This is a genomic window from Pseudorhodoplanes sp. (genome assembly GCA_032027085.1).
Taxonomy (GTDB): domain Bacteria; phylum Pseudomonadota; class Alphaproteobacteria; order Rhizobiales; family Xanthobacteraceae; genus Pseudorhodoplanes.
The window spans coordinates 4,316,745-4,335,247 of sequence record JAVSMS010000001.1 but is presented as its reverse complement, the minus strand read 5'-3'; the positions used below and the strand labels follow the sequence as shown (position 1 = coordinate 4,335,247).

Annotated in this window: 18 protein-coding genes; 12 read left to right on the top strand and 6 right to left on the bottom strand. The window is 60.7% G+C overall.

What is annotated here, in order from left to right; all coding sequences use genetic code 11:
• Positions 1–87 precede the first annotated feature (87 nt).
• The gene (locus RO009_21265; protein ID MDT3687565.1) at positions 88–2,478 is read right to left on the bottom strand and encodes a xanthine dehydrogenase family protein molybdopterin-binding subunit; all 2,391 of its coding nucleotides are present in this window, start codon (positions 2,476–2,478) and stop codon (positions 88–90) included.
• 178 nt (positions 2,479–2,656) lie between these two features.
• Between RO009_21265 and RO009_21260 the strand changes: the two genes are divergently transcribed.
• Positions 2,657–3,811: a Ppx/GppA phosphatase family protein gene (locus RO009_21260; GenBank protein ID MDT3687564.1), complete on the top strand. Its 1,155-nt coding sequence runs from the start codon at positions 2,657–2,659 to the stop codon at positions 3,809–3,811.
• 81 nt (positions 3,812–3,892) lie between these two features.
• On the top strand, positions 3,893–4,573 hold the full coding sequence (locus RO009_21255) for an RlmE family RNA methyltransferase (GenBank protein ID MDT3687563.1): 681 nt from the start codon (positions 3,893–3,895) through the stop codon (positions 4,571–4,573).
• A gap of 64 nt (positions 4,574–4,637) precedes the next feature.
• Here RO009_21255 and RO009_21250 read toward each other — a convergent pair whose 3' ends face one another.
• Positions 4,638–5,366: a helix-turn-helix domain-containing protein gene (locus RO009_21250; GenBank protein ID MDT3687562.1), complete on the bottom strand. Its 729-nt coding sequence runs from the start codon at positions 5,364–5,366 to the stop codon at positions 4,638–4,640.
• Between the two features lie 121 nt (positions 5,367–5,487).
• Here RO009_21250 and RO009_21245 point away from each other — a divergent pair, with 121 nt between their 5' ends.
• The 6 genes from RO009_21245 (at position 5,488) to RO009_21220 (ending at position 11,391) form a co-directional block, all read left to right on the top strand.
• Complete coding sequence (locus tag RO009_21245; protein ID MDT3687561.1) at positions 5,488–6,423, top strand: 3-keto-5-aminohexanoate cleavage protein; 936 nt, start codon at positions 5,488–5,490, stop codon at positions 6,421–6,423.
• Between the two features lie 85 nt (positions 6,424–6,508).
• Positions 6,509–7,585 carry a C4-dicarboxylate TRAP transporter substrate-binding protein gene (locus RO009_21240; protein MDT3687560.1) on the top strand — a complete coding sequence of 359 codons (1,077 nt, stop codon included), beginning with the start codon at positions 6,509–6,511 and terminating at the stop codon, positions 7,583–7,585.
• Between the two features lie 141 nt (positions 7,586–7,726).
• A complete protein-coding gene (locus RO009_21235; GenBank protein ID MDT3687559.1) occupies positions 7,727–8,251 on the top strand; it encodes a TRAP transporter small permease in 525 nt (174 codons plus the stop codon).
• A gap of 4 nt (positions 8,252–8,255) precedes the next feature.
• The gene (locus tag RO009_21230; protein MDT3687558.1) at positions 8,256–9,578 is read left to right on the top strand and encodes a TRAP transporter large permease; all 1,323 of its coding nucleotides are present in this window, start codon (positions 8,256–8,258) and stop codon (positions 9,576–9,578) included.
• A 29-nt stretch (positions 9,579–9,607) separates the two neighbouring features.
• The gene (locus RO009_21225) at positions 9,608–10,564 is read left to right on the top strand and encodes a cyclase family protein (GenBank protein MDT3687557.1); all 957 of its coding nucleotides are present in this window, start codon (positions 9,608–9,610) and stop codon (positions 10,562–10,564) included.
• 80 nt (positions 10,565–10,644) lie between these two features.
• Positions 10,645–11,391 carry an SDR family oxidoreductase gene (locus tag RO009_21220; protein ID MDT3687556.1) on the top strand — a complete coding sequence of 249 codons (747 nt, stop codon included), beginning with the start codon at positions 10,645–10,647 and terminating at the stop codon, positions 11,389–11,391.
• Between the two features lie 21 nt (positions 11,392–11,412).
• On the opposite strand, the gene RO009_21215 is transcribed toward RO009_21220, so the two are convergent.
• Positions 11,413–12,834, bottom strand: coding sequence for an MFS transporter (locus RO009_21215; GenBank protein ID MDT3687555.1), 1,422 nt, complete (start codon positions 12,832–12,834; stop codon positions 11,413–11,415).
• A 137-nt stretch (positions 12,835–12,971) separates the two neighbouring features.
• Here RO009_21215 and RO009_21210 point away from each other — a divergent pair, with 137 nt between their 5' ends.
• The gene (locus tag RO009_21210) at positions 12,972–13,229 is read left to right on the top strand and encodes a hypothetical protein (protein ID MDT3687554.1); all 258 of its coding nucleotides are present in this window, start codon (positions 12,972–12,974) and stop codon (positions 13,227–13,229) included.
• Between the two features lie 128 nt (positions 13,230–13,357).
• Here the strand turns inward: RO009_21210 and RO009_21205 are convergent, their stop codons facing one another.
• Complete coding sequence (locus RO009_21205; GenBank protein ID MDT3687553.1) at positions 13,358–13,762, bottom strand: hypothetical protein; 405 nt, start codon at positions 13,760–13,762, stop codon at positions 13,358–13,360.
• Between the two features lie 127 nt (positions 13,763–13,889).
• Between RO009_21205 and RO009_21200 the strand changes: the two genes are divergently transcribed.
• Both RO009_21200 and guaB read left to right on the top strand, forming a co-directional pair.
• Positions 13,890–14,687, top strand: coding sequence for a helix-turn-helix transcriptional regulator (locus RO009_21200; GenBank protein ID MDT3687552.1), 798 nt, complete (start codon positions 13,890–13,892; stop codon positions 14,685–14,687).
• A 96-nt stretch (positions 14,688–14,783) separates the two neighbouring features.
• Positions 14,784–16,292, top strand: a complete 1,509-nt coding sequence (gene guaB / locus RO009_21195) for an IMP dehydrogenase (protein MDT3687551.1) — start codon at positions 14,784–14,786, stop codon at positions 16,290–16,292.
• 9 nt (positions 16,293–16,301) lie between these two features.
• On the opposite strand, the gene RO009_21190 is transcribed toward guaB, so the two are convergent.
• Both RO009_21190 and RO009_21185 read right to left on the bottom strand, forming a co-directional pair.
• A complete protein-coding gene (locus tag RO009_21190) occupies positions 16,302–17,225 on the bottom strand; it encodes a hypothetical protein (protein ID MDT3687550.1) in 924 nt (307 codons plus the stop codon).
• Entirely contained in the window at positions 17,222–17,947 is a 726-nt protein-coding gene (locus RO009_21185; protein MDT3687549.1) for a hypothetical protein, read from the bottom strand. The genes RO009_21190 and RO009_21185 overlap by 4 nt, the downstream gene beginning before the upstream one ends.
• Positions 17,948–18,075: 128 nt before the next feature.
• Here RO009_21185 and RO009_21180 point away from each other — a divergent pair, with 128 nt between their 5' ends.
• Positions 18,076–18,498 carry an MAPEG family protein gene (locus RO009_21180; protein ID MDT3687548.1) on the top strand — a complete coding sequence of 141 codons (423 nt, stop codon included), beginning with the start codon at positions 18,076–18,078 and terminating at the stop codon, positions 18,496–18,498.
• Positions 18,499–18,503 lie beyond the last annotated feature (5 nt).

Sequence of the window (18,503 nt, the reverse complement as noted above, 5' to 3'; positions counted from 1 at the left end):
TCAGAAGCTTTTGTTGCAATGGTGGGATAGCGCGGAACTTGCAGCAGTTGAATGCATAAATGCTGACGCCGGATTCGATAACGGCAGCTACGCTGCGTTTGGTTTAGCCTTCTGAATCGCGGCCCATACTCGTGCTGATGTCGCCGGCATGTCGATATGACGGATGCCATACACCGACAGCGCATCGACGACAGCATTCATCACCGAGGTGAGGGCGCCCGCGCAGCCGGCCTCACCGCAGCCCTTGGTGCCGAGTGGATTGGTTGTCGCCGGCACCGGATGACTGAGAAAGCCGACGGCAGGTGCATGCACCGCGCGCGGCATCGCATAGTCCATGAACGAGCCGGACAGGATTTGCCCGTCCTCGTCATAGGCGACATTCTCCATCAAGGCCTGGCCGATGCCTTGCAGCACGCCGCCATGCACCTGGCCTTCCACCAGCAGCGGATTGATCAGATTGCCGAAGTCGTTGACAGAGGAATATTTCACCACCTCGACCACGCCGGTATCCGGATCGATCTCGACCTCCGCAACGTGGCAGCCGTTCGGGAAGGCGGACGGAATGCCCTCCGTCGCATGCTTGACGTCAAGCGAGTGCGGCTCTCCATCCGGAAGCGCGAGGCCGGCGCGGATTTTATCCGCCAGTTCCATAATGCCGATGGCACGGTCGGTGCCGGCGATGACAAAGCGGCCCTTGTCGAATTCGATATCGGCGGGCGCGGCCTCCAGCACGTGCGAGGCGATGATCTTGCCACGCTCGACCACTTTCGCCGCCGCTTCCACGATGGCCGCGCCGCTTGCGGTGATCGAGCGCGAACCGCCGGTGCCGCCGCCTGCAATCAGTTCGTCGCTGTCGCCTTGCAGCAGGCGGATGCGATTGAAGGGGATGCCGAGTTTTTCGGAAAGTACCTGCGCGAAAGGCGCAGCGTGGCCCTGTCCGTAATCCAGCGTGCCGGTGATGATGGTGACGTCGCCGTTCTCTTCGAACCGAACGCCGCCCATTTCCTTGTTTGGCGGGGCGGTCACTTCGAGATAGGAGCCGATGCCGAGCCCGCGCAATTTGCCGCGCTTCTTGCTCTCGCGCTTGCGGGCGGCAAAGCCTTTCACATCGGCAGCATCGAGCGCCTCCTTGAAGACCGCGGGAAAATCGCCGCTGTCATACTTCATGCCCGATGAAGCGGTGTAAGGTATTTGTGACGGGCGAATATGATTCTTCCTGCGCAGCGCAATACGGTCGATGCCCATTTCCGCCGCCGCCGCATCGATCAGCCGCTCCATGTAATAATTGCCTTCCGGGCGGCCTGCGCCGCGATAGGCCGAGACATGGGTGGTGTTGGTGAACACGCATTTGGCAGAGACTTCGAGTAAAGGTGTGCGGTAGACGCTGGCGACATTTTTCACCGCGTTGAGCGTGCCGGCGAGCGGGCCGACCGTCGCCAGGAATGCACCCATATTGGCGAAGCTGGTCAGCCGCACCGCGAGAAAGTTGCCGTCCTTGTCAAGCGCAAGTTCGCCGACAACCTCGTGATCGCGACCGTGATGATCGGAGACAAAACTGCCGGAGCGTTCGTCGGTCCATTTGACCGGACGTCCGAGCGCGCGCGCCGCATGCAGGATCGCGACATATTCCGGATAGACCGCAGCCTTCATGCCGAATGAGCCGCCGACATTGCCGGTAAGGACGCGCATCTTGTCCGGCGTGGTCTTGAAGATGTCGACGAGCTGCCCCTTCATGCCGAACACGCCCTGGCTCGCCGAATGCAGCGTCCAGTGCTCGCGGGCCTTGTCATGGACGCCGATCGCCGAGCGCGGCTCCATGGCGGCGACGATCAGGCGCGTGTTGCGCATGGAGAGCTTGGTCACATGCGCGGCTTGCGCGAAGGCGGCAGCGACTTTCTCGCTGTCGCCATAGTGATAGTCGAGCGAGACGTTGTTCGGCACGTCATCAAACAATTGAGGCGCGGTAGGCTTTGCGGCTTCGCTGGCGAGCGTCACGGCGGGCAGGGGATCGATATCGAGCGCGACCGCCTCGGCGGCGTCCTTGGCCTGCAGCGACGTCTCCGCAACCACGATCGCCACCGGATCGCCGACAAAGCGCACCTTGCCGGAGGCCAGCGCCGGGCGCAGCGGCTTTTTCATCTCCGAACCGTCGCGGTTCTTGAACGGCACGCCGCATTTCAGCGGGCCGTAGCTTTTCAGATCATCAGCCGTATAGATGCCGAGCACACCCGGCATGGCGAGCGCGGCCCTCGTGTCGACGCCGCGGAGGATGCCGTGTGCATGGGGCGAGCGCACGACCGCGGCAAAGGCCTGCCCGGGCAGACTGATATCGTCGGTATAGCGGGCCTGACCTTGCACCAGAACCGGGTCTTCCGTACGCAGCACCGGCTGGCCGATGGCGAATTTGGCAAGGGCCCATCGATTGTCGGTCGCATGATTGGCGGCAGCGGCGGGAACAGGCTTGGTCTGGATGGTCATACAAGGCTTTTTGGCTGGAGATTGGTGTTAAGAATTAACTTTAAGTGCCGTTTCCGGCAAGAAAGCTGCCCGTATGGCAGCGTCCCGTCGCTTGCAACACGCCGCTCCGCTGATAGACTCTCCCGGAACTTTAGCATCAACGCCGCGCCCGAGCTGGGCCTGCGGCAGGACGTGATTGATGAACGACGAGGCGCGGGTTTCCCGCCTCGATCCCGTGCGTGCCCGTGCGTCGAGTGACGCCGCGTCGCCGCCGTGCGCGCAGGATTTGCGATCCCCGCGGGATCGGGAAGGACCGCCATATGCGCACCCGGATCACCGCCGGGAGGCGGGTTTTTCCGCAGCGGGAACGGACCTGTGCGGCCCGACCTATGCGGCGCTTGATCTCGGCACCAACAATTGCCGGCTGCTGGTAGCGCGCGCGACGCATGAGAGCTTCCGCGTCGTCGATGCCTTTTCCCGCATCATCCGGCTGGGCGAGGGCATCGCCTCCTCGCGGCGCCTGAGCGAAGCCGCCATCCTGCGTGCGCTTGATGCGCTCGCGATTTGCCGCGACAAGATGCGCAATCGCGGCGTCACCCGCGCGCGGCTAATCGCGACCGAGGCCTGCCGGCTGGCGGAAAACGGTGAGGACTTTCTCCTGCGCGTGCGCGAGCGGGTCGGCATCGAGCTCGAGATCGTCGACCGCGAGACCGAAGCCTTGCTGGCCGCAACCGGCTGCACGTCGCTGATCGATCCGGATGCAGATGGCGCCATTCTGTTCGATATCGGCGGCGGCTCCTCCGAATTGGTGAAGCTGACCAGCGCCGTGAATGCGCGGCGCGGTCCGCCGCCGCCGGATCTGCGAAGCTGGATTTCGCTGCCGCTTGGCGTGGTGACACTTGCCGAAAGGCATGGCGGCATCGAGGTGACGCGCGACATTTTCGAACGCATGGTTTTGGAAGTCGCCACGCAGCTTGCGTCCTTTGCCGCGCAGAACAACGGTCACGATCCACGCGGCATTCACTTGCTCGGGACGTCAGGCACGGTCACGACGATCGCCGGCGTCCATCTCGGTCTGCGCCGCTATGACCGTCGCCGCGTTGACGGCTGCTGGATGAGCGATGCAGAGGTCACCGGGGTGATCGAGAATCTGCTGGCGATGAAATACGAGGACCGCGTTGCCAATGCCTGCATCGGCGCCGAGCGGGCCGATCTTGTGCTCGCTGGCTGCGCCATTCTGGAGGCGATCCGCCGCGTATTTCCCTGTACGCGGCTGCGCGTCGCCGACCGCGGCCTGCGCGAGGGCATGCTGGTGCAGATGATGCGCGCGGATGGTGCATGGGGCGCGCATTGACCGTTCGCCCACGCGAAAGCGTGGACTATGAACAGAGTGCTGGATGCGCGAGAATGAACGGCGTGTGACGAGAGGCAATCAATGAATACCCGCATCAAGGATCGCCTCAAGCAGCGTGTCAAAACCGGCAAAGGACGCACGGTCTCTTCGAAACTCTGGCTGGAGCGCCAGCTCAACGACCCCTATGTCGCCCGCGCCAAACGCGAGGGTTATCGTTCGCGCGCCGCCTACAAGCTGATCGAGATCGACGACAAATATCGTTTTCTGAAGCCCGGCGCGCGCGTGATCGATCTCGGCGCCGCGCCTGGCGGCTGGAGCCAGATCGCGGCCAAACGCGTCGGCGCGAGCGAGGGCAAAGGCAAGGTCATTGGCATCGATCTGCTGGAGATGGATGCGGTGCCGGGCGTCGATTTCATGCAGCTCGATTTCCTGGATGCCTCCGCGCCGGATATTCTGAAGGAGAAGCTCGGCGGATTGGCGGATGTCGTTCTGTCCGACATGGCCGCCAATACCACCGGCCACCGTAAGACTGACCACCTCCGTATCGTCGCGCTGGTGGAGGCGGCTGCGGAATTCGCGGTGGAAGTTCTTGCGCCTGGCGGAATATTCCTGGCGAAAGTGATCCAGGGAGGGACCGAAAGCGAATTGCTGGCGGCGCTTAAAAAGAACTTCGCCAGCGTCAAACACGTCAAGCCGTCAGCCAGCCGTGCCGATTCCGCCGAACTCTATGTGCTGGCGACAGGCTTTCGCGGCCGCAACTAACGCGATCAAGAGACAAACCATTTGGGCGATCCACCCGGTTGCTCGGCGCTCATCCACCGGTCGTTCAGTCGCTCGTGCGAAAGCCCGCCATGAATTGCCGGACAACAGCTTCAACAAAGCCGTCTCGATCGTCTGAGACGGGAACATTGTACACGTACTTGCGAATGAGGTAGTAGATGAAGGTCGAGTGCAAGTGCCACGTAATCTCATGCAAATGAGCTCGACTCTGTGGTGTTACATTGCGAGCCGCGGCCATCAGCTCGTCGCCTATGATACTCAAAAGATGCTCGACGCGCGTGAGAATGTAGCGGCGCGTAAGATCATTACCGCTCAGGCCGGAATAGAGAGCAGTGCGGACCCAGAAATAGTCATCGACCGCGGCGAGGTAAGATCGATAAAAATCTATAAGCCGTATTTCCATTGACTGGGATCGATTTTGCAATATCCGCTCCCAGTCCGGGAGCCAGCGGGCGATATAGACCTGCTCATAAACCCGCTCGATCAACGCCTGCTTATTTTCGAAATACCTGAAGATCAATCCTTGCGACACGCCGAGCCGTTCTACCAGGTCGCTCAATTGCGCTTCGAATCCGTGTTCGGCGAAAAATAGAACAGCAGCATCAAGAATCATCTTTTCCCGCGCGGCCGGATCAAGACGGACACGCGGGCGGCGCATGGGCCTGGTCTGCTTTCTGCTGGCCAAGCCGCTCGCAGCCGCGGCCGACGATTTTGCAGCGCGCTTGCTGCCAAACCTTTTGGCTCGCTTAGCCCTGATTTTCTTTGGCTTTTTCATGTCGTGCACTTCTAACTTCCGGCGCATGAAATGCAAGAGCTATTGACATGGTAGTCAATAAGCTATTGACTAGCTACTCAATAAGATAAATTCCGTCGCAACGGGACAGGGAGGCTAAGGCATGGCCAAAAGCAATAATAAGGTCGTCATCACGTGTGCGGTTACCGGCGCGATTCATACTCCAACAATGTCTCCGCATCTGCCGATTACGGCTGACGAGATTGTCAAGGATGCCTTGGCGGCAGCAGAGGCGGGCGCAGCCGTTCTCCACTTGCACGCGCGCGACGAGAAAACCGGGCGGCCTGATCAAACACCGGAGGCATTCGCGCGATTTCTGCCACGCATCAAGCAGCAGACGAACGCGGTGATCAATATCACCTCGGGTGGAAGTCCCTACATGAAGGTGGAGGAGCGAGTGCTGCCGGCAGCGACCTTCAAGCCGGAAGTGGCTTCGCTCAACATGGGATCCATGAATTTCGGGCTATTTCATCTGCTCGACAAATATAAGGACTTCAAATTCGAGTGGGAGAAGCAGCATCTGGAAAATACGCGTGATCTCGTCTTCCGGAATACGTTCAAGGACATCGAGTATATCCTCAAAACCTGCTACGGTAATGACACCCGGTTCGAGTTCGAATGCTACGACATCGGCCACTTGTATAATCTGAAGCATTTCCTCGATCGCGGGCTGGTCAAGCCGCCATTATTCATTCAATCCGTGTTCGGCTTGCTCGGCGGCATCGGTCCACACCCTGAAGATGTAATGCACATGAAGCGAACCGCCGATCGCCTCTTTGGCGATCAGTATCGCTGGTCCGTGCTTGGTGCAGGGCGCAATCAGCTTCCAATCGCTGCTCTGGCTGCCTCGATGGGCGGCAACGTGAGAGTGGGGCTTGAGGATTCACTTTGGGCCGGGCCAGGAAAACTGGCGACCTCCAACGCCGATCAAGTGAAGCTGGTCCGCAAGATCATTGAAGGACTCGGGCTTGAGATCGCTTCGCCGGATGAGGCGCGTGACATTCTTCAACTGAAGGGAGCCGACAAAGTAGCGTTCTGATCTGCAGACAACACAGGCCAAGGGAAAAAGGCCGTGCAAAATACCTAAGCCATACGGAATTTCGGATGGAGAAAGGGAGGAAACAATGAATCGAATATTTCGCGCGACGATGCTTGCTGCCATGGTCGGCAGTCTTGCATTCTCTGCGATCAACGCCGCCAATGCGGATACCTTCCGGCTGAAAATCGGTGCCGGACATCCTGTCGGATCAGTCTGGATTTCGAGCATTCGCGACTTCTTTATGCCGCAAGTTGCGGAACGGGTTGCCAAGGAAACCGGCCACAAGATCGAATGGACGGAAGCCTGGGGCGGATCCGTCTGCAAGCTCGGGGAGTGCCTGGAAGCAGTCGAATCCGGGCTGCTCGATATCGGCGAGTTGCAGACGCCGTTTGATCCGGCAAAACTGCTGGCGCACAACTTTACCTATTTCGTGCCATTCGGAACGCCCGATCCGCGCGTCGCCGCCAAGGCCGCGTGGGAGGTCTATGAGAAGACCCCCGCGCTGAAGAAGGTTCTTGAGGATCGCTATAATCAAGTGTTCATCGGTGCCGGCGTTATCGGAAATTATGGTCTCGTGACCACATTCAAATGGGACAACGTTGCTGACCTCAAAGGCCACAAGATTGCCGCGGCGGGACCAAACCTTCCGTGGATGCAGGGAACAGGGGTTGTCGGCGTCCAGTCGAATCTCAATGAAGCCTATACGTCGTTTCAAACGGGCGTCTATGAGGGCTGGGTCATGTTTCCGGACGCGATCGTCTCGTTCAAGCTGAACGAGGTGACGAAGCAATTTGTCGACATGGACTTCGGCTGCATCCACACGCCGCTGCTGACCATGAACAAGGACACATGGAAAGATCTGCCCGCAAATGTTCAGAAGATATTCCTTGCAGTTGCGAAAGAGTGGAACGAGTACATCGGGCGTGTGACCTACGAAAAGCAGGAGGCCGCGCGGAAACGCATGGTCGAAGCCGGTCTCGATGTGCGGAAAGCCGATCTTGGCAAGAAGGCAGAATGGGCCAAAGCATTGCCAAATATTCCCAAGCAGCGCTTCAACGAGATCAATAAGGCCGGCATGCCGGGTGAGGTCGTTTACACCTACGTCAAGGCGTTGAAGGCGGCAGGCCATACCTTCCCGCGTGATTGGGAGGCTGAGCGTTGAGCATTACTCTCAACGGATGCCCATCACTGGGCATCCGTTGAGACGTGCGAGCTCCTGATCTTTGTCAGGAAGTGGTGGCGCCTTATCGCGCACCCCCTAATCAAACATCTGCATGAGCTCCTCAAATCCATGAAGAGGAACATGGCCATGATGGGAAGAGTGTTTGGCGGTTTGCTCAGCACCCTCAACACCATTGCAAGCGTATGGGTTTTGTTCCTTGTCGGACTTATCTCCGCTGACGTGTTGGGCCGCGTCGCCTTCAACGCGCCTTTGCCGGGTGTTCCCGAAATCGTGAAATTCTCGATCGTCGGCATGGTCTGGCTTCAGATGGCCTACACGCTAAGAGCCAATGCACACCTGCGCACCGTCTTGGTCTTGGCGGCTATGCCTCGTCTCGGGCAACGTGTGACGCTCATCGTCAACTCCCTTACCGGCGTGGGTATGTTCAGCCTCATCGTTTGGCTCGGCTGGATTGAGCTGGTGAAGAACTGGGAAATCGGTGCGTTCGAGGGCGAGGGGGCCTTGCGCATTCCAGTGTGGCCGATCTGGGCAATTCTTGTCGGTGGCGCCGCGCTCACTGCTATCCAGTTCCTGCTCGACACGGTCAGATTCCTGTTCAAGGGGCCGTCCCCTTCCGACCTGTCAGAAATTGAAGTCGCGGAGTGAGGGCATGCTCGAGCCGGTCACTGTCGGGATTCTGTCTGTCCTGGCCATTTTCACTCTGATCATTCTCGGATTTCATATCGGGGTGGCGCTCGGGGCCGTCAGCTTCGCAGGCGTTTATCTGATCACTGGAAAATTCCGCGTTGCCGCCAGCATCCTGCAAACAACCGCCTTCAACGGCGTCAACGACTACGTCTTTGCGGTGATTCCCTTGTTTGTGGTGATGGGCTTGTTTGCCACCCAGGCCGGGGCAACGCGCGATCTTTTCGATGCGGCCGAGACGCTTCTCCGGCGTGTGAGAGGCGGAATCGGCATTTCGACGGTGATCGCCAACGCCGTGTTTGCGGCGATAACGGGCGTTTCGGTCGCCTCGGCGGCGGTATTCTCCAAACTTGCCATCCCGGAGATGAACCGGCTTGGATACGAGCGAAAATTTGCCCTCGGGATCGTAGCGTCAAGTGCGCTGCTTGGGATGCTGATCCCGCCGTCAATCCTGATGATCGTGTATGGCGTCATCACGGAAGAATCGATCGGGCGCCTTTTCGCGGCTGGCGTGGGGCCTGGCCTTGTTGTCATGGCGGTACTCGCTCTCACCATTCTGATTTGGGTAAGGGCTAATCCGGCTTTGGTCGGGAAGGAAGGGGAAGTCTCGATTGGACCAAAGGGCTCCCGGCTTCAGATCGTTCTGAAGATTTGGCCGATCCTGGCTTTGATCGGTCTCGTCCTGGGTGGCATCTATGGTGGGCTGTTCACACCCACTGAAGCTGGTGCTATCGGCGCGCTTGGCGCTTTGGCTTTGATCGTCGTGCGCGGACGATTCAATAAAGCGTCCCTCATGGCCATGCTCTATGACACCGGCCGGGCGGTGGCGAGCATCTTCTTTCTGCTGATAACGGCCCAGATGTACAGCCGTATGCTGACGCTGTCGCGCTTGCCTGACGCGCTGACGACATGGGTATCGGCGCTCGACGTGCCTGGCGTTGCCATTCTGGTCGCGTTTCTTTTGGTGCTGCTGATCCTCGGCTGCATTATCGATTCCGTTTCGATCATGCTTCTGACCATGCCGATCATGGTGCCGATCGCGCTGACCTTCGGCTATGACAAAGTCTGGTTCGGCATGATCGCGATCCTGACGATCGAACTCGGTCTGCTGACGCCGCCTTTCGGCATGGTGATCTTCGCCATGAAAGCGGCGCTGCCAGACGATGTGAAGGTCGAGGAGATATTCCTCGGCGTCGTTCCCTTCTTCTTCATGCTGCTGGTAGCACTCGCCATTATCGTCATCTTCCCTGAAATCAGCCTGTTCCTGCCGCGCATTCTGCTCGGCTGACCGGCCAAAACACGAAATTGGAGGACATCATGAACATTGCTGTGGGCAAAACGGCGATCGCGGAGGCGCACAAGAAGTTGTCGAACTGGGGGCGCTGGGGCGCCAATGATCAGCTCGGCACGCTGAACCATGTTACGACAGAAGATATCGTCGCGGCGACCAGGCTTGTGCGGAAGGGAAAAGTCTTCGCACTTGGCATCCCGCTTGATCGAAATGGTCCACAGAATGGCCTTTTTGGCGGTCGGTGGAATCCGATTCATACGATGCTCGCCACAGGTACGGATGCTGTAGCGGGGCGCCAGGACGAAGCACCAAACATCCGCTACGCCGACGACGCAATCAATATGCCGGTTCAAGGTGCAACGCACTGGGACGCCCTTGGTCACGTCTTCTATCAGGATAAGATGTACAATGGTTATGACGCTCGCCTCGTCGATTCGAACGGACTGGCAACGCTGGGCATTGAACATGCTCGGAACAAGATGGTCGGCCGCGGCGTGTTACTCGACGTCGCCCGTTTCAAGGGCGTCGAGTATCTGCAAGATGGTTACGGCATTTCCAATGACGAACTCGATGCGTGCGCTAAAGCGCAGAATGTGGAAATCCGCCGCGGTGATTTTGTCATAATCCGCACCGGGCAGATGGAGCGTTGTCTGAAGGAAGGACAATGGGGCGGCTATGCAGGCGGCGATGCGCCGGGCGTCAAGTTTGAAAACTGCTATTGGTGCCACGGAAAGCAGATCGCCGCGATCTGTTCCGATACTTGGGGAGTGGAGGTGCGCCCCAATGAAACCACGGAAGCCAATCAGCCATGGCATTGGGTTGTGATACCGGCCATGGGCCTCACCATGGGCGAGATTTTCTATGTGAAAGAACTTGCCGAAGATTGTGCCGAGGACAAGGTCTACGAATTCTTCTTCAATGCCCCACCTCTTGTCATCACGGGGGGCACCGGGTCTCCCATCAATCCGCAGGCAATCAAGTAATTCATCTGCCATCCAGAATGCGCTGGCGAGAAAAGCGGCCCGTGGCCGCTTGGCGCTACATTTGAACTGGAGTGAATCGCGTGAGCGGTGTGCACGAGAAACGACTTGAAGAGCAGGTCGCGTTGGTCACGGGAGCCGGTCGGGGTATCGGACGAGCTTGCGCGTTGGCGCTCGCGCGGGACGGCGCCCACGTCTTGGCGGTGGCCAGAACGAGTGGCGATTTGTCGTCGCTGGCTAGCGAAGCGCAAGGGAGAGTCGAAACATGGACCGGGGACGTTTGCACGGATGCGTTCATCGAACGTATCCGTGCGCTTGATCGTCTGGATATCCTCGTCAACAACGCTGGAACCAACAAGCTGCAGCACATTTTTGATGTGGATGATGCCACGCTCGATCTTCTACTGGGATTGAACGTCCGTTGGGCTTTCAAGGTCGCGCAGGCCGCAGCCTTTGTCATGGCCCGAGGAAAGCGCGGTGGTAGCATCGTCAACATTTCCTCGCAAATGGGTCACGTCGGTGGACCCAAGCGCAGTGTTTATGCCATGACCAAACACGCCATCGAAGGCTTGACCAAGGCGATGGCGATTGAGCTGGCGGAGCACCGCATTCGCGTGAATGCTGTCGCGCCAACTGTTGTGCTCACCTCCATGACCGAGCCTTTTTTCAGGGATCCGGCTTATGGCAAGGCCGCCGAGGCGATGATACCTCTTGGCACGGTCGCGCAGGCCGAGGACGTTGCTGGTGCCGTCAGTTACCTTGTATCGCCTGCGGCTCGCATGGTTACCGGCATCAGCCTCAAAGTCGATGGAGGTGCCACCGCTCAATAGGGGCTGGACCGACACCAGAAGTTAAACCCGCTGATCCGAACTGTCCGCGGTGGCGGCGCTCACGCGGCCGGACAAGTCCGCTCCCGCGTTCGAGGGCAATCGCAGAAAGATCAGCGCCGACAGAGCGGAGATCGCCCCGACGACGATGAAAGCCGGCGCGAAATCCGATGCTGTGATCGCCGTACCGCCATGCGAGCGCAGCGTCATCTCGACAACAAAAGCACCAACAGCAACCCCTGTTGCCAGCGACAATTGCTGTCCGACGCTGGTCATGGCGGTGGCGCGGCTCATGCGGCGGACATCGATGTCGGCGTAGGCGATGGTATTGCTGGCGGTGAATTGCAGCGAACGGAAAAACCCTCCGATCAGCAACACGGCGACGATGACGACCAGCGGTGTCGACGGCGTGAAGGCGGCGCAGGCGATAAGAAACAATGAAGAGATCAGCGCATTGCTGATGAGGATGGTGCGGAATCCGAATTTTCTGATCAGCGGCGCGGCGACGGTCTTCATGCCGAGCGCGCCGACCGCGGCGGAGAAAGTCACCAGTCCGGATTGCAGCGGATTGAGCCCGAAGCCGGTTTGCAGCATCAGCGGCAGCAAGAAAGGCAGCGCACCGATGCCCAGCCGGAACAGAAAGCCGCCGACCACGCTGGCGTGGAATGTCGGGATTCTGAACAGCGAGAAGTCGAGCACCGGCGCGGGCACGCGCCGCGCGTAGAGAATATAGGCGGTCGTGAAAACGGCGCCGCCGGCGATGAGCGCCGTGACCACCCACCACGGCAGCAAATCGAGCCCGGCCACCGATAACCCGAAGGCGAGACCGGCCACGCCGAGTCCGGCGAGCAGAAGGCCGATACCGTCGAACGGCTCGACATGTTCGGACGGCACCGGGTCGATGTAGCGGAGCACCAGCGCGATGCCGGCAAGTCCGATCGGCACGTTGATCAGAAATATCCAGTGCCAGGAGGCGTAGGTGGTTATGAAGCCGCCAAGCGGCGGACCGATGACGGGTCCAATCAGCGCCGGGACGGTCACCCAGGCCATGGCGTTGACGAAATCCTTCTTGTCAATGGTTCGCACCAGAACCAGCCGGCCCACAGGTGTCATCATCGCACCACCCATGCCCTGCACGATGCGCGCGGCGACAAAGGCTTCCAGCGAATTTGACAAGGCGCAGCCGATCGAGCCGACAATGAACACCGCGATGGCCGCGCCGAACACGGTGCGCGTGCCGAAGCGATCGGCGGTCCAGCCGCTGGCCGGAATGAAGATGGCGAGCGAGAGAAGGTAAGAGGTCATCGCCAGCTTCAGCGCCAGCGGATTGGTGCCGAGATCGGCGGCGATCGCCGGCAGGGAGGTGGCGATCACCGTCGAGTCCATGTTTTCCATGAACAGGGCGACCGCGACGACCAGCGGGACAAGGCGGGGGTGGTGCGTCATTCGAGCAGAGGGTAGCGAGGGTCGCCGCTCTTAGCACCGAAATGGAGTCGGGACAGAGGCGATCTTGCGTTCGGCTCCGCCATATCTACATGACAGGTGCGCGCGTTGCGCGACTTGGGATTTGAAGGCCGACGGACATGATCTATATCCTTGCCGCACTGCTGCCGCCTCTGGCGCTGTTGTTACACGGGCAGATTTTCTCGGCCATCTTCAATGCGCTGTTCTTTGTGCTGTTTCTGGTCCTTGGCCTGTTGTTTCTCTCGCCATGGCTGTGGCTGATAGCGCCCGCGCATGCCGTCATCGCAATCTACATGACCCGCGAGGACCGCAAGCACCGTGAACTGGTTGACGCCATCCGCAGGCACGGCCCGCCGCCCGGATGGAAGGCGGATTGATCTTTCATTGTCATTCCAACGCGCACGCGAAGCGCGCGAGCCCGAAATCCAGAAAGGGACGTTGAGTTCTACTGGATTGCTGGTCCGCGCGTTTCACCCGCGTGCCGGAATGGTGTGCTTTCGGGGACTTATGCCGTCGCCTGCTTCAACCCGGCATATTGCAGAAGCGCCAATGCACCGACGGCAATCGCCTGTGCAATAACGAAGGCTTCGCCGAGCCAGGTCGGCGTCACGGCGCCGCTCGCCAGCAACACGAAGCTGTCGATCATCCACAGCGCGTTGTAGGCGGCAATCGCCCAGACCAGCGAACGCATCGGTTGCTGCCGCGTCGCGGAATAGGCCACGAGTGCCGCGAAGGGAATGAGGCTGAGACCGGCATAATACATCAACACACTCGGCAGACCGAGCAGGTCGCGCAGCAAGCCGCCGCCGAAGACGAGCAGCAAGCCGGTGGCTGCGCTCGCTGCCGCGTCAGCCAGCAAGGCCCAGCGCAGAAGGGGAGGAAAAGGGGTACGATATGCAGTGGCCGTCATCTGTCTCTCCATCTGGTGCTCACGCTCATGGTGACGCGTGATGCCTGGGAACATGGCGGAGCGGGTGCGGCTGGTCGATTACCTCTGAGGTAATGGAATCGGCGGCCGGCTGCGTTAGGCTCTGCGCATGACAACAGCCTCTTTCGGCGCTCATCTGCGCGAATGGCGGCAGCGCCGCCGTCTCAGCCAGCTCGATCTCGCGCTCAATGCGGATATTTCCGCGCGTCATCTCAGCTTCATTGAAACCGGACGCGCGCAGCCGTCGCGCGACATGGTGCTGCGGCTTGCCGAACATCTCGACGTGCCGCTGCGTGAACGCAACATGTTGCTTGCGGCGGCAGGTTTTGCACCGGCCTTCGCGCAACGTTCACTTGACGATCCAGCGTTGCAGACTGCGCACAAGGCTGTCGACCTCGTGCTCAGGGGGCACGAACCGTTTCCGGCGCTGGCCATCGACCGGCACTGGTCGCTGGTGAAGGCGAATGCAGCCGTAGCGCCGTTGCTTGCCGGCGCATCGGCTGAGCTGCTCAAGCCGCCAGTCAACGTGTTGCGGCTCAGCCTGCATCCGGACGGGCTCGCCCCGCGTATCGCCAATCTTGCCGAATGGCGCGCGCATTTGCTTGAGCGGTTGCGGCGGCAGGTTGAGGCGACGGCGGATCAGGTCTTGTCCGACCTGCTGAAGGAGCTGAAAGGCTATCCCGCGCCACGCAATGCCGGCCCGGCCCGCCCACCAGCCGAGTATGGCGGGGTGCTGGTGCCGTTTCGCCTCGTCACCGCGGCGGGCGTGCTGTCCTTTTTCAGCACCACCACGGTCTTCGGTACCCCGCTCGAGGTCACACTCGCCGAACTGGCGTTGGAGGCTTTCTTTCCGGCGGATGAGAAGACCGCTGAATTAATCCACGGAATGGCTGGAAAACCGCGTTAGGCCCGCTTTTCCGGCGCTTGCGCCCGTGCTAACGACCCTCGCCAACCCCGATTCCCAGTGGCTTGAGAAGCTGGGAATCTCCAGATAGAGTTGGCGATGGCAAATCCTGCATCTTCCCAATTTTCCAACGGCGCTCCCCGCGAGGCGCTGACCTTCGACGACGTGCTGCTGCAGCCGGGCCTGTCCGACGTGCTGCCCTCCGAAGTCGACATCCGCAGCCGCATCACCCGCGATATCGTGGTCAATCTGCCGATCGTCGCCTCCGCCATGGATACGGTGACCGAGAACAAGATGGCGATCGCCATGGCCCAGGCCGGCGGCATCGGCGTTATCCACCGCAACATGGAGCCGGACGAGCAGGCCGCGCAGGTGCGCCAGGTCAAGAAATTCGAATCCGGCATGGTGGTGAACCCGGTAACCATCGCCCCGACCGCGACGCTGGCCGACGCGCTTGAACTCATGCGCGAGCACTCGATTTCCGGCATTCCGGTCGTGGAAGGCGGCGGCTCCGGCAAGGCCGGCAAGCTCGTGGGCATCCTCACCAACCGCGACGTGCGCTTTGCCAATGATCCGCGCCAGCGGGTCGCCGAGCTGATGACCAAGGAGCGTCTGGTCACTGTGCGCGAGGGCGTCGAGCAGGACGAAGCCAAGAAGCTCCTGCACCAGCACCGCATCGAGAAATTGCTGGTGGTGGATTCCGATTATCGCTGCGTCGGCCTGATCACGGTGAAGGACATCGAGAAGGCGGTCGCCAATCCCAATGCCTGCAAGGACGAGCAGGGACGTCTGCGCGTCGCGGCGGCGACCACCGTCGGCGACAAGGGCTTCGAGCGCACCGAGCGTCTGATTGAAGCGGGCGTCGATCTCGTGGTGGTCGATACGGCGCATGGCCATTCGCAGCACGTGCTCAACGCGGTGAACCGCATCAAGCGGCTGTCGAACAAGGTGCAGGTGGTCGCCGGCAATGTGGCGACCAGCGAGGCGACCAAAGCGCTGATCGACGCCGGCGCGGATTCGATCAAGGTCGGCATCGGGCCGGGCTCGATCTGCACCACGCGCATTGTCGCCGGCGTTGGCGTGCCGCAGCTCACCGCCATCATGGATGCAGTGGAAGTCGCGCGAAAGACCAATACGCCGGTGATCGCCGACGGCGGCATCAAGTATTCCGGCGATCTCGCGAAGGCGCTTGCGGCGGGCGCCGATTGCGCCATGGTCGGCTCGCTGCTCGCCGGCACCGACGAGACGCCGGGCGAGGTGTTTCTCTATCAGGGCCGCTCCTACAAGACCTATCGCGGCATGGGCTCGGTCGGCGCGATGGCGCGCGGCTCGGCCGACCGCTATTTTCAGCAGGACATCAAGGATACGCTGAAGCTCGTGCCGGAAGGCGTCGAAGGGCAGGTCGCCTATAAGGGCGCGGCGGCGACCGTGCTGCATCAGCTCGCCGGCGGCTTGCGCGCTGCGATGGGTTATGTCGGCGCTGCCACCGTCGCCGACTTCCACCGGAAAGCGACGTTCCTGAAAATCTCCAGCGCCGGTCTGCGCGAGAGCCACGTGCACGACGTGACCATCACGCGCGAAAGCCCAAATTATCCGACGCGGATTTGAACCCGCGGCTCAGCGGTTGACCATGTAGCGGATCGCGTAATCGTCCCCGGCGGTAGCCGGCCGGATCGTACCGTCCGCGTTCATAAAGCCGTCCATGCGTAGCCAGGGACCATAGCCGAACTTGGCCGCCGGGTTGGCCGGGAATGGCGGCTTGAAGACCAGCGGCGGCCGGTCGGGCAAGGTCAGCACCAGCAGGCGATCGCGCGTTCGCAGCTTGAAGTCGATCATCACGGCCAGAACCGGCCGGCCATGCTCCTGCCGCCATTCATTCGGCACAGCGCGCGTGACACCGATCGGCGTGCGCATTTCAGCGGTGATTGATTTCACATCCGGCTGCGCAACGCTGCCGGAGGGAAAGCGGATATTCGCCCAGCCGGTGGCCGGCCTGCCGAGATTTCGCGCCGCATCTGCGCCGGGCTTGCTGGCGGCGAAGCCGAATATCACAAGTGCAAGAGCAAGCACGACGGTGCCGGTGCCGTGCGCCACTCGTATGCCGGTCGGCATGGCGCGGGTTTCTGTGGCGAGGACCCAGATGCAGCCGGCGATCAACATCACCAGCATGGAAAGGATGCTGATGAGGATATAGGTGTCCTTGCTGATGCGCAGATAGGTGGCCGCCAGTTCTGCGATTTCGGTGGCCTGCGAGAGAGCGAATCCGCCAAGCCCGCCGAGTGCGGCCAGCAGATAGACACCCCAAAAAGGCCGCGGCGGCTCTGCGCGATGGCATCGCCATGCCACCAACGAACCAATAGCAATACCGAAAGCGGCGCCTGCATACTGGAACAACGCGAGCGTGCGAGGAGAATCCAGCGCCGCGTCGAGATCGCGCGCGCGCAGCAACTCGAACACGCCGCCGAACAGCATGTATCCGGCCCACCAGCCGATGAGCGAAATGCCGACTGCCACCAGCGCGGCGCTGACAAGACGCATCATTGCCGCCACTCCGGCACGTGAAAGCGGATTTCGAAATTTTCCGCCTCGTTCGGGCGGCGTGGCTGACTGTCAGGCTTGCCGTCATCGACGAAATTCACCCGCTGCCAGGCGCCGAATTGATCCGACGATTTCGGCGTCGCGGACAAGCCGATGCTGAACAGCAATTTCGGCTGGCCGGGCAATGTGACCACCAGGATGCGCTGCGAGGTGCGGGTGTAAAGCGGGACGAAGCCGCTGAGCACCGGGCGGTCGCCGTCGCGGCGCAGCCAGTCGTCCTTCAATTGCCCGCCGCTGCGCTGCGAGCCGGCCTGCATCTCGAAGTCGATCTGCCTGCGCTGCGGCTCCGCCATGCCGGCGGGCAGGCGGATTTCGAAATGCATTTGCGGGTTGATGTTGCCGCCGGAGAAGTTTTCCATCGTCGCCAGCCGGATCTGGATTCCGATCACGACGATCGCCGCGATGGCGCCGAGCACGAGGGCGCCGCGGCCGGCCAGCGCGCCGAGCTTGCGGTGCCCGCCCTTGTAGCGCAGCACCAGGACGATGCCGACGATGAGTCCGAGCAGGCCGACTAAGAGCCCGATGAAGACGACGAAATAGCCTGCACCGCCTTCGAAACTGGAAATGTTGAAGACGGGCACCAGCAGGCTGCCAATGCCGACGCCGAGGAAGAAGCCGGCCACCGCGCCAATGACGCCGGCCAGGAGAGCAAGGATGAAGTTCATGGGGAAGGGCGCACCAAGGATCGGAGATAATGCTTAGTATGCGCCGGCGGCGGAGCGGTTCAAAGCGGGCGATTTGCACGCAGCCCGATTAGCGACTAATCCGGTTTCCCCGCCGCGAGGAGCCCGTCATGTCGGTCATGGAAATCCTGCTTCCCGTCTTTGTCCAGGTTCTGCTGAGCTTCGCGCTTCTGTTTTGGATGGCCTATTATCGTGTCACCCTGATCCGCGGCGGCAAGGTTCATCCGCGTGACGTTGCATTGCGTGAGCCGAACTGGCCGCCGCACGTCCTGCAGGTGCAGAATGCCTTCCTCAATCAGTTTGAACTGCCGGTGCTGTTCTATGCGCTGATGGCGCTCGCGATGATCACGCGCAAGGCGGATTTCCTGCTTGTGCTCTTGGCGTGGGTCTTCGTCATCTTGCGGGTGCTCCATGCCTTTGTGCACGTCACATCCAATCGTGTGGCGCGGCGCGGCGCATTGTTCGGCGCAGGTGCGTTCGTGCTTGCGGCGATGTGGCTGATCTTCATGCTCCGCATCATCTGGGTTTACTGACGGTC

Excerpts from the sequence above, each read along its gene's own strand:
- RO009_21205 (MDT3687553.1), bottom strand. The coding sequence starts at position 13,762 with ATGACGGCCACTGCATATCGTACCCCTTTTCCTCCCCTTCTGCGCTGG.
- RO009_21265 (MDT3687565.1), bottom strand. The coding sequence starts at position 2,478 with ATGACCATCCAGACCAAGCCTGTTCCCGCCGCTGCCGCCAATCATGCG.
- RO009_21185 (MDT3687549.1), bottom strand. The coding sequence starts at position 17,947 with ATGAACTTCATCCTTGCTCTCCTGGCCGGCGTCATTGGCGCGGTGGCC.
- RO009_21210 (MDT3687554.1), top strand. The coding sequence starts at position 12,972 with ATGATCTATATCCTTGCCGCACTGCTGCCGCCTCTGGCGCTGTTGTTA.
- RO009_21260 (MDT3687564.1), top strand. The coding sequence starts at position 2,657 with ATGAACGACGAGGCGCGGGTTTCCCGCCTCGATCCCGTGCGTGCCCGT.
- RO009_21225 (MDT3687557.1), top strand. The coding sequence starts at position 9,608 with ATGAACATTGCTGTGGGCAAAACGGCGATCGCGGAGGCGCACAAGAAG.
- RO009_21255 (MDT3687563.1), top strand. The coding sequence starts at position 3,893 with ATGAATACCCGCATCAAGGATCGCCTCAAGCAGCGTGTCAAAACCGGC.
- RO009_21245 (MDT3687561.1), top strand. The coding sequence starts at position 5,488 with ATGGCCAAAAGCAATAATAAGGTCGTCATCACGTGTGCGGTTACCGGC.
- RO009_21235 (MDT3687559.1), top strand. The coding sequence starts at position 7,727 with ATGGCCATGATGGGAAGAGTGTTTGGCGGTTTGCTCAGCACCCTCAAC.
- RO009_21230 (MDT3687558.1), top strand. The coding sequence starts at position 8,256 with ATGCTCGAGCCGGTCACTGTCGGGATTCTGTCTGTCCTGGCCATTTTC.
- RO009_21215 (MDT3687555.1), bottom strand. The coding sequence starts at position 12,834 with ATGACGCACCACCCCCGCCTTGTCCCGCTGGTCGTCGCGGTCGCCCTG.
- RO009_21180 (MDT3687548.1), top strand. The coding sequence starts at position 18,076 with ATGTCGGTCATGGAAATCCTGCTTCCCGTCTTTGTCCAGGTTCTGCTG.
- RO009_21240 (MDT3687560.1), top strand. The coding sequence starts at position 6,509 with ATGAATCGAATATTTCGCGCGACGATGCTTGCTGCCATGGTCGGCAGT.
- RO009_21190 (MDT3687550.1), bottom strand. The coding sequence starts at position 17,225 with ATGATGCGTCTTGTCAGCGCCGCGCTGGTGGCAGTCGGCATTTCGCTC.
- guaB (MDT3687551.1), top strand. The coding sequence starts at position 14,784 with ATGGCAAATCCTGCATCTTCCCAATTTTCCAACGGCGCTCCCCGCGAG.
- RO009_21250 (MDT3687562.1), bottom strand. The coding sequence starts at position 5,366 with ATGAAAAAGCCAAAGAAAATCAGGGCTAAGCGAGCCAAAAGGTTTGGC.
- RO009_21200 (MDT3687552.1), top strand. The coding sequence starts at position 13,890 with ATGACAACAGCCTCTTTCGGCGCTCATCTGCGCGAATGGCGGCAGCGC.